Origin of the sequence: uncultured Campylobacter sp. (assembly GCF_938045225.1) — a bacterium.
Lineage (GTDB): Bacteria > Campylobacterota > Campylobacteria > Campylobacterales > Campylobacteraceae > Campylobacter_A.
Genome location: NZ_CALINL010000061.1, coordinates 1 through 7,973 on the forward strand (window position 1 = coordinate 1; position 7,973 = coordinate 7,973).

General features: G+C 43.8%; 6 protein-coding genes, 1 tRNA gene and 1 pseudogene. 2 read left to right on the top strand and 6 right to left on the bottom strand.

From position 1 onward, the window contains the following. A partial coding sequence (locus Q0200_RS02850) for a sodium-dependent transporter (protein WP_297937500.1) occupies window positions 1-557 on the bottom strand: 557 nt, incomplete at its 3' end. A 272-nt stretch (window positions 558-829) separates the two neighbouring features. Between Q0200_RS02850 and Q0200_RS02855 the strand changes: the two genes are divergently transcribed. Next, entirely contained in the window at window positions 830-1,129 is a 300-nt protein-coding gene (locus Q0200_RS02855; RefSeq protein WP_122862636.1) for a F0F1 ATP synthase subunit C, read from the top strand. 43 nt (window positions 1,130-1,172) lie between these two features. Further along, window positions 1,173-1,256 (top strand) — tRNA-Leu (locus Q0200_RS02860). Between the two features lie 256 nt (window positions 1,257-1,512). Here Q0200_RS02860 and Q0200_RS02865 read toward each other — a convergent pair. The 5 genes and pseudogenes from Q0200_RS02865 to lptD form a co-directional block, all read right to left on the bottom strand. Beyond that, a pseudogene (locus tag Q0200_RS02865) lies at window positions 1,513-2,356 on the bottom strand (IS1595 family transposase). Between the two features lie 199 nt (window positions 2,357-2,555). Then, window positions 2,556-3,410 carry a universal stress protein gene (locus tag Q0200_RS02870; RefSeq protein WP_297937504.1) on the bottom strand — a complete coding sequence of 285 codons (855 nt, stop codon included), beginning with the start codon at window positions 3,408-3,410 and terminating at the stop codon, window positions 2,556-2,558. Window positions 3,411-3,426: 16 nt separating this feature from the next. Continuing rightward, a complete protein-coding gene (locus tag Q0200_RS02875; RefSeq protein ID WP_297937506.1) occupies window positions 3,427-5,625 on the bottom strand; it encodes a polyribonucleotide nucleotidyltransferase in 2,199 nt (732 codons plus the stop codon). Next, window positions 5,610-6,320, bottom strand: a complete 711-nt coding sequence (locus tag Q0200_RS02880; protein ID WP_297937508.1) for a phosphoribosyltransferase family protein — start codon at window positions 6,318-6,320, stop codon at window positions 5,610-5,612. The genes Q0200_RS02875 and Q0200_RS02880 overlap by 16 nt, the downstream gene beginning before the upstream one ends. Beyond that, window positions 6,320-7,973: LPS assembly protein LptD (lptD, locus tag Q0200_RS02885; protein WP_297937509.1), on the bottom strand; the 1,654-nt coding region annotated here is incomplete at its 5' end. The genes lptD and Q0200_RS02880, both read right to left, overlap by 1 nt.

The window sequence follows — 7,973 nt, forward strand, 5'->3', positions numbered from 1 at the left end:
TAGCTAAGCATGATGATAAGTAAAATAAGAAGCGAAGGCATCATCCAGACGTTTACGCGCTCGATGCCGCTTTTTATGCCTTTTGAAACGATAAAAATACATAGAAAAAATACGATCGTGAAGTAAAAAATTTGAGACGCGGCGTCGTTAGCGTAAAAACTGCCGAAAATTTTCTCGGAAGCCTCAACATCCTTTGGCAGCTCGGTTATTACCATAACTGCGTATTTTAGTATCCATCCGATGATGACCGTGTAAAAAGAGGCGATGATGATCGCGCCTATCATAGTAAAACCTGCAAATTTCCACGCTTCTTTGCGCTTTGGGGCAAGTTTTTTAAAGGCATTTACAGGGTCGGATTCGGAAAGCTTACCGATAGCTATCTCGCCGAAAAATATCGCAAGCCCGATAAAAAACGTCATAAAAAGATACAAAAGCACGAAGGCCGAACCGCCGTTTTGACCGACTAGATACGGGAATTTCCACGCATTTCCAAGACCCACCGCAGAGCCCGCGACGGCTAAGATAAAGCCGATTTTAGAAAATTTATCCTGCGCCAAATTTAACCTTAGTATTTAAAATTTCAGAAGCGAGGCTAGCATAAAAAAGCTTTTAAAATTCTAATTTTTAAATAAATTCGTGGAAAAACGAAACATCGCTGAAATTTTTTGTAAATTTGTAGCACTGTACGTGGATAAATTTGACGAACGGAAAATTTATGAAAATTTTTCTCGGTTTTAAGTAACTCAAAGCTAAATTTTTATAAAATGCGCTCTCAAAGCTTCAAAGTAGGGGTCTGATCCGAAATGGCTTAAATTTACAAGGAGACTTTATGAAAAAAGTTGTTTTCTTAATGATGGCTTTTGCCAGCTTCGCGTTTGCGGACGGCGGCGAAATGCTAAAATCTTACTCTGTTCTTGCAGCAGCAGTTGGCCTAGGCCTAGCGGCTCTTGGCGGCGCTATCGGTATGGGAAATACCGCATCTGCGACAATCTCAGGCACAGCTAGAAATCCAGGCGTGGGCAGCAAGCTAACTACGACGATGTTCGTTGCTCTTGCGATGATCGAAGCGCAAGTTATCTACGCACTAGTTATCGCACTAATCGTTCTTTACGCAAACCCAATGTTATAATCTCGGGCGGGCTCATCCCGCTCTTTGTTCTTTTAATCCATGTGCGACCTTGGTGGAACGGTAGACACGCTACTTTGAGGTGGTAGTGCCGAAGGGTGTGCGAGTTCAAATCTCGCAGGTCGCACCATAATACTTATTGCTTTCAACAAAAAAATTTTTTAAGCTATCTTGTCAAATTCCAAAGACAAACAAAAAAACTAGTTTTCAGGTATTCATATGTCATTTAATGTTTGTACACTCTACTTAAATACATTTTAATACTTATCTATACTTAAACCTTTACGTTTTCCCTTCTGATGACCGCCTACACTGATGACAAATATCACAACACAGCAAAAGATAAAATCAAGCATGACTGACAAAAATACTTTCATAATTTTATTTTACCCAACGGAACTTAAGCGGATTTTTAGATGCGACTTCGTCTTGCCGCTTATAAGACCTCTTACCAATTTCAATAGTTTATAATATAAGTTTTCCTGTGTAGTTTCAGTATTATATCTAAATTCACACTCTTTAAGATGAAGTAAGAAATTCTCTTTTCTTTTAGCTTCCCTTTGGTCGCTACCGTCGCTACGCTTGAGAAGATCCCTTTAAATTTAAATAATCTATGTTTAGCATATCACCGCCTGCTCGCAGTAGCAACGCAAGCCGTAGCCAAAAGTTTTCAATACCGTTTATGTGGTTTTTTACCGTTAGCGAATTCATTTTTAGAGTGCTTCACTCTGTAGTGAGCTTTGGCTCCATAATCAACCAAGCCATCATAGGCTTTCCAGCAATCAAAGTATATAGTATACGCTATATTGCAATAATAGGTCTTAGCTCACTAACAGAGCAGTTTTTTAACTATCTGGGTATAGACCTTGCCGTCTCTTTTAAGCATACCGAATACCGGTTGCTTTCCGCCAGCTCCTCTACGCTTCTTGCCTCTTACTCTCCTAGCTCCGCTCTGTTTGCAGTTACGAGCTAAGCGAAGTAAAAAGTAGCTTTCGTCTATTTATATTTCACTTGAAAACTTACCTATTTTTTCACGCTCATTGGCTATTAAAGCTATTATATTCTTGGTTATTTTCTCAAAGAGAGCGCAAGCGCAAGGTTGATTGCTTTTTCTGAGATATCAGTAAATTCTGCTATTTTTACGGCTTCTATATCGGCTGAGAAATACCATAGAATTTCTCTAAATTTCTTTTCCGAAATTCGGGAACGGACTATATATTTATTTTTCATCGAACTCATCGTAACTTAATGCTCCTTGTATTTGTATTAAGTTCCGTTGAGCCTAAATAAAAATCACAAATTTAATCGGCAAGCGCCTGAAGTCGGTCACAAAATCAAAAAAAACAGCCGACCCATTATAAAAGGTCGGCTGCTTAAATTTGGGTTGAAGCCAAACTTCAAATTCAAAAATTCGGCTCCGAATTTTGTCTTACATAAAGACCGGTATCGTCGTATTTTTAAGGAAATATCTTGAAGTACCACTCAAAAATATCTCCAAAAAGCCGTTTTCGCCGTATCTGCCCGCCACGATCAGATCAAATCCGCCCTCTTTAGCGCTTCGCAGCAATGCCTCGCCCGGTACCGAAGTCGTGCTAACGACCTCGTAAGTCGCCTGTATGTCGTGCAGTTTTAGGTACTCTTCTAGCTTTTTTAGATTTTCCTCTGCGCTACCGTCGCCAGAGTGCGGCATGCAAGTGATACAATGCACTTTTTTAGCTTTTTTTAGCAGCTCGATCGAGCTGCTCACGGCGCGAGAGTTTTGCGTCGAGCCGTTCCAGCTAACTAGGATATTGTCGGCCTTAAAGCTCGTTATGCGCCTTGGTATCGTGATAGCCGTTTTGCCGCTTTTTAGCACCGCTGCTTCAAAAGTGCCGGTGATCTTACCGTCAAGCGGTACTGCGGCAACTACCATATCGCAAAATTTAGACTCCTGTTCGACCACTACGCTTCGCTTGCCGCTTTTTGTGGTAAATTTAGCCGTCGTCTTGCCTTCGATCGGCTCGTCGCTAACCTGAACATCAAGCTCTTCGCAAAGTTTATGAAAAATAGTCTCATTGCGTTCGTGTTCGACGCCAAGCTCAGCTTTCGCCGCCTTTAAAAACTCATCGTAAAGAACTCCGCCCCTAAGCGTCATTTTCATATTATAAACAACGCCTGGATCTAGCTGGCAAGCCAAAATCTCGATGTGGCTATTAAAATGCTTAGCGACCAGCAAAGCCCCTCTGATACGCTCTTTTACGTCGTCGCCCGCGCCGATTGGGAAAAATATTTTTTTATACTGCATCGGTTCTCCTTTAAATTTATTGCGCTAGAGAAAGGGAAATTTTGTGCCCTTTTTGCTCGCTGATTTTTACTTTGACCTTATCGCCGGCTTTTAGAGGCGTTTTGATTTTTGAGATATGCAAAAGTCCGTCCACGCCGCCAGGAAGCCCGATAAAGGCGCCAAATTCTACCACGCTTTTTACCTCGCCCTCAAATTCGTCTCCGATATTAAACTCAGGCGTCTTTTGTGGCTTGCCGTCTCTGCCGCCTCTTCTACCGCCAAAGCCCTTGCCGCCGTCTTTTGAGACGATTTGTATTATGTAGTCTTTAGCCGCATCTACGCTTGATTTTTGCGCGCCGGCGATCTTTACCTCGCCTTTTTCGCGGTCTAGGTCGATGGCGACGTCAAATTTTTCGATGATCTCTTTTATCGTTTTGCCGGCTTGCCCGATGATGTCCACGATCTTGCCCGGATCGACGCTAAAAAGCTCTAGTTTAGGCAATATATCTTCGTTTACCGAGATATTTTCATTTGCTTTTTCCATCAAATTTAATATATGCAGCCTGCCCTCGCGTGCCTGCAAAAGCGCCTCTTTTAGCACGTCAAGGCTGATGCCGCCCAGTTTTATATCCATCTGAAGCGCGGTTATGCCGTCTTTGCTACCAGCGACTTTAAAGTCCATGTCGCCGTCGTGATCCTCTAGCCCCATGATGTCGGTTAGTACGGCGTGCTTATCGCCCTCAAAAATTAACCCCATCGCAACGCCAGCTACTAGTTTTGGCGTATCGACGCCGGCAGCTCTCAGCGCTAAAGAGCCGCCGCAAACGCTGGCCATCGAGCTTGAGCCGTTACTTTCTAAAATTTCAGAAACAAGTCTAATGGTATAAGGCGAATTTATGTCGATGCTTGGCGCAAGCGCGCGTTTAGCGAGGTTGCCGTGACCCAGCTCGCGTCTACCCGGAGCCTTTAGCGGACTAGCCTCGCCGACGCTAAAGCCCGGAAAGTTGTAGTTAAACATAAATTTATCCGTCACGGCGCCTTTTTCCGTTAGCATATCATACATCTGCGCATCGCCGTCGGTTCCTAGAGTCGCCACCACGAGAGCTTGCGTCTGGCCGCGAGTAAAGAGGCAGCTGCCGTGAGCGTTTGGTAGGATATTCGTCTCGATGCTGATCGGGCGGACCTCTTTAAGCGCCCTGCCGTCGGCTCGAACGCCCTCGTTTATGATCTGCTCGCGGACGATTTTTTTCTTAAATTTAGCTAGGACGTTAGAGACGACCTCCTCCTCCCAGCCCTCTTTTTGAGCTACTTCGTCGGTCAAAATTTGCTTAGCGATCTTGGTTAGTTCGCTAGCACGCTCGCTTTTAGCCATCTGATTTATCGCGGCTTTTACATCATTTTTGTAAAATTCGTTTAGATAGACGGCGACACTCTCGTTTTCGATCTCCGGCTTTAGCTCTAGCTGCGCGTCTTCTTTTTTATGCTGACTAAATGCTTCTTCATAAGCATTTGAGGCGCGAAGTATAGCTTTGCCAGCTTCTGCGATCGCCTCTACGATGAGATCTTCGCTAAATTCATTCATATCCTGCATCGCTATCACGCCGCCGCCCAAATTTGGATCCATCATAGGATCTAGCGCGATAGGCATTATATCGTCTTTTTCAGTAGCGATACTTCTCATCTCGATCATCAAAAGTTCGTCTTTAACGCCTGCCACGTAAAGATCGAGCGCTGAAGTTTTTAGCTCGGAGTTGCTAGGGTTGATTACGAATTTATTATCTATATATCCCACGCGTACGCCGCAAACGGGCGCATTTACCGGGATATCGCTAAGATAAAGCGCGACCGAAGCAGCGTTTAGACCAACGACTTGCAGATCAACCTCCGGATCGCAAGATAGCACCATAACGACGATTTGCGTCGGATACGCGTAGCCTTTTGGAAAGAGCGGACGAAGCGAACGGTCGATGATGCGCGAAGTTAGCGTCTCAAAATCCCCCGGCTTGGTTTCTCTTTTTACGTAGCCGCCCGGAATCCTACCCGCTGCGTATGTTTTTTCGATGTATTGCACCGTTAGCGGTAAAAAATCCTCACTAACTTGCGTGTCCTCGCGAGCGACGGTGGCTAAAACGACGGTATTTTTGACACGTAAGAGCACCGCGCCGCTAGCTTGTTTCGCGACCTTGTTTATATCGTAAATTTCGACTTGATTATTGACTTCTATTGAATACTGCATGCCCTAACATCTCCTTGTTTTTGTAATGGTATATAAAACGGACTCTCCTCTAATATGGAAAGCACGGTTTCCGGTTTTGGTTCGATTTTGTTTTCGTAGTAAAAATCCACCTCGATAAAATTTGCGATCTTGTGCACGGCGTAAATTTCATCCACTAGCGGCGCGATAGCTGCGGCGACGTCGGTAGCGATGAGCGGCGTGGCATAGGTGACTGATTTTACCCGTTCGCGCATGAGCGTTTTTAGGCAGGTTAGCGCCGTAAGACCCGTCTCGCAGCCCTCATCGACGAGCAGGATATTTCTATCCTTTAGATCACCGATTAAATTTCCTTTTCTAAATTTATATACGTTTTTTAGGATTTTTTCGTCGTATTTACGGTCGGCCTCACCGTAAACGAAATCGTAACTAATACCAAAGCTCTTAATCAGCTCATCGTTTAGCACCACGTCGTCCTTTTCGCTAACCATCGCGATTTCGCACTCGGGGTTATTCGGCGCAAAAATGTGCTCGCAGAATAAAATCTCGTAGCTCAAATTTAGCCCGCGAGCCACGCTATCGACCATGATAACAGAGTCTATAGAACTACATATTATCAGATATTCGCCTGCAACCAACTCCTTCTTGGGCAAAATTTCGAGCAACTTTTCAGCTGCTTCGAGCTGGTTTTCAAACATAAGTTCCCGGTAATCGCTCATCAGCTACCTTGCGTCGTCTGTCCTACCGAAAAGTCGTAATGCACGCCACCCATCGGATAGAAATTTATAAAGAAGTAAACGCCTCTTGATTTTTTGGCGGCCGTTCCGCTGGTAGTCGTAGTCGGTTCAAGCTCCTCTTCGTAGACAAACGTGTAGTTCCAGCACTTTCTGCGGTGAGAAACGCCTAGCTGCCACTGCTTGTTATAGTCGCGCTCAAGGTCATACTGAGTACCGCTAAATAGCCTGTAGTTATGCGGAAGCTCGACGTAGCCGTTTAGGTGCAGATAGTTTTGCTTTTCCTGCGCATTTTTTCTTTGCATCGTGTGCCAGAGGCTAGCGCCGAATTTATCGTGCGTATAGCTCGCGCCGCTTTGAACTTTTTCAAAGTATTTATTGTCATAAGAGTACTCAAGCCTGTTGTAAAAAGACAAATTCGGTAGCGGATACCAGCCGATGATATTTTTCAAATTTGAACGCTTGTTCTCTTTGGTGTAATAACCCTGCGAAATCGTATGGCGTAAAAATTTTCTTCCGTCTTCGTTAAAAAAATACTGCGTAGCTCTAGCTGAAACCTCGTCTCTAGTGTGCTGAGGATTGATAAAGCTCTGATATTTTCGTCCGAGCATGTCATAGACGTATACGTTGCCATCGTCTTCGGCTGTCTCATATCTATCTGGTAGGTCACCTTCATTATAAGCTTTAACTACGTAATCCACACCCAGATTTAAACTATGATAGAAGCTCTCGTAAGCCTTAGCTAGATCTGTCTGGAGAGAAAATTTATGATAGTTTTCTATATAGTTTGCGCTCCTATCCTCGTCTCCGGTCGGACGGTACATTTTCTTTGCATAGTCCACGTGGGTAGCGTATAAATAGTGATAATACGAGAATTTCAGATAATCGTCCGCTAAAGGTAGATGAAATGAAACCGGTAGGTTAAATTCGTACTGCGTCGCTTTTACGCCGATTTTTCTCGTGTAGTTATGCGAGTGGAGATCGACAGAATAAAGCACGTTCGGCAGGATAAAACTATCGGTAAATTTATGATACTGAAAGCTCGGATACTCTTGAAGCGTATCTTTGTTTTCGTTTTTTGAGCCGATCTTTTCGGTATCTATGTAGTATTTCGCATAGGCGCCAAAGTAGTGATCGTCATTTGCTATGAAGTAGTTAAATTTAGAGGTGACAAGCGAGTCGTAGTCATCATCTCTGCCCTTTAAATTTAGATAGTCTATATCATTTAGCTTGGTTGCATCTATCCACATGCCCTCTTGCAGATCTGCCTCGCTAAGGTATTTTATGAGTTTATCTCTTTCATATTTTAGCCCGACACCTTTGTGAGTTTTGTTTTTTAGCTCAGCTCTGTTTGAAGTCTCGCTTTTTTGCTTGGCTCGGTAGCTGTTTTTATCAGTAAATGAACCAAAGCTAATCTCACCTCTTGAATCAGGCGAATCAGTAAATCTAAAAGCACCGTAAATTCCAGCGCCCCTGTTTGTCCTTATCTGCGGATCAAACTCCAGATCCCACTCATTATAAGGTGCAAAATAGACTGGCTGCTTATAGTAAAAGCCCTCTGACTTGCCATATCCAAGCTCTGGTGGCAAAAGTCCTGTCCTTCTTGTAGTATCAGTTGAGAAGCCAAAGTATGGCAGG

Excerpts from the sequence above, each read along its gene's own strand:
- Q0200_RS02855 (WP_122862636.1), top strand. The coding sequence starts at position 830 with ATGAAAAAAGTTGTTTTCTTAATGATGGCTTTTGCCAGCTTCGCGTTT.
- Q0200_RS02870 (WP_297937504.1), bottom strand. The coding sequence starts at position 3,410 with ATGCAGTATAAAAAAATATTTTTCCCAATCGGCGCGGGCGACGACGTA.
- Q0200_RS02875 (WP_297937506.1), bottom strand. The coding sequence starts at position 5,625 with ATGCAGTATTCAATAGAAGTCAATAATCAAGTCGAAATTTACGATATA.
- Q0200_RS02880 (WP_297937508.1), bottom strand. The coding sequence starts at position 6,320 with ATGAGCGATTACCGGGAACTTATGTTTGAAAACCAGCTCGAAGCAGCT.